Annotated in this window: 2 protein-coding genes; one reads left to right on the forward strand and one right to left on the reverse strand. The window is 63.7% G+C overall.

What is annotated here, in order from left to right; genetic code table 11:
• Nucleotides 1–70 precede the first annotated feature (70 nt).
• A complete protein-coding gene (locus ACFFNA_RS39030; RefSeq protein WP_379078740.1) occupies nucleotides 71–1,240 on the forward strand; it encodes an IS110 family RNA-guided transposase in 1,170 nt (389 codons plus the stop codon).
• A gap of 158 nt (nucleotides 1,241–1,398) precedes the next feature.
• Here the strand turns inward: ACFFNA_RS39030 and ACFFNA_RS39035 are convergent.
• On the reverse strand, nucleotides 1,399–1,602 hold a 204-nt coding region (locus ACFFNA_RS39035), incomplete at its 5' end, for a hypothetical protein (RefSeq protein ID WP_378925596.1).

Below are 1,602 nucleotides of genomic sequence, written 5' to 3' on the forward strand. Positions count from 1 at the left end.
TTAAGATGCTATGGGGCTGGCGGCGAAGGTGGCACTTTCGGCGCTTCCAACCAACCCGATGGAGAGCCCCATGCCGCAATCAAACGATCTGAGCCGGTCCGTCGCCACCCTGAATCAGGATAGCACACTCGTTGTCGTCATCGAGATGAGTCAATCGAGTTGGCTTGTCGCGGGAATGCTGCCGGGCGTCGAACGGCACCACCTGAAGAAGCTGGCGCCCGATGGGGATGGGTTGCTGCGGCTCCTGCATCGCTGGCGCGAGGAAGCGGCCCAGGCGGAGCGCGAGATCGAACGCATCGTTGTCGCCTTCGAGGCGGGGCGTGACGGTTTTTGGCTGGCGCGCTGGCTCAGGTCGCGCGGCATCGAAGCCTATGTCATGCATCCATCGAGCGTCGCCGTGTCACGTGAGCACCGGCGTGCGAAGACTGATCGCCTCGACACGGAGTTGCTGATGCGCGCCTTCCTCGGCTGGCTGCGCGGAGAAAAGCGCCACTGCAGCATGGCGGCTATTCCGACCATCGAAGAGGAAGACGCCAAGCGGCCGAACCGCGAGCGGGAAAAGCTGGTCTGCGATCGCACGCGCATCGTCAACCGCATGAAGGCGGCGCTCGCGCGCCTGGGAATTCGTGGGTTCAATCCGACGTTGCGCAAGGCGGAGGAGAAGCTTGCTGCGTTGCGCACGGCGGAAGGCTCCCCTCTCCCTGAAAATACCCAGGCTGAGTTTCGCCGCGACATGGCCCGGCTGCGTCTGGTGCGCGAACAGATCAAGGCCATCGAGCAGGAACGCCTGCGCAAGCTGGAGACGGCCTCGGCCGTCGAGAAGGGACCTCACGCGATGGTTCGCCTGATCTCGAGCGTCATCGGCGTCGGCGTCGAAACCGCGGATATGCTCGTCAACGAGATTCTGTCACGCCGTCTCCGGGATCGAAAGGCGGTCGCCCGCTATGCCGGCCTCACCGGCTCTCCGGATGAGAGCGGCGCGCGACGGCGCGAGAGAGGCCTCGCAAGAGCCGGCAATGCCCGGGTACGGCGCGGGATGATCCAACTGGCCTGGCGCTTTCTCCGGTTCCAGAAGGATAGCGCTTTGGCGCAGTGGTTTCGGAAGCGCACCGAGGATGGTCGGGGCGGCACGCGCAAGACCATGATCGTGGCCGTCGCGCGGCGCCTGCTCATCGCGCTCTGGCGCATGGCCACCATGGGCGAGATCCCGCAGGGCGTCGCAGTGCGGTCCGCTGGATAACGAAGAAGAGGATCAAGCTATCGGGGCCTGACGCGCCAACAGCGCCAGACTCCCAACGATCCGAGGCGGTGGCGAACCGGCACTGCACATGGGCTTTGCACCGTAATTAAGAATGGTCCCGCCGCCCCGGAGCCTTGCTCGCGATGCGCATTACTGCATCATGGCTGGGTCAAAGCACCCGCCGCATACAAGTACGCGAGAGCATTGTCTCGCCACGCGCAGGCTCCCTCGGTATCGACGTCCGCGATCGATAAGCCAGCGGCGGCTGCTTCTGTCGTGAATGGAGCAGCTGCCCTAAACGCAAACGAGGCCAATGAATGGACGCAAAAAAGACCGTTGACAAAAACATCCCCATACAAGTG

Origin of the sequence: Mesorhizobium kowhaii (assembly GCF_042431665.1) — a bacterium.
GTDB lineage: Bacteria > Pseudomonadota > Alphaproteobacteria > Rhizobiales > Rhizobiaceae > Mesorhizobium > Mesorhizobium kowhaii.

What these genes read in the sequence shown, in the direction of transcription:
- ACFFNA_RS39030 (WP_379078740.1), top strand. Translation starts at nt 71, where the DNA reads ATGCCGCAATCAAACGATCTGAGCCGGTCCGTCGCCACCCTGAATCAG.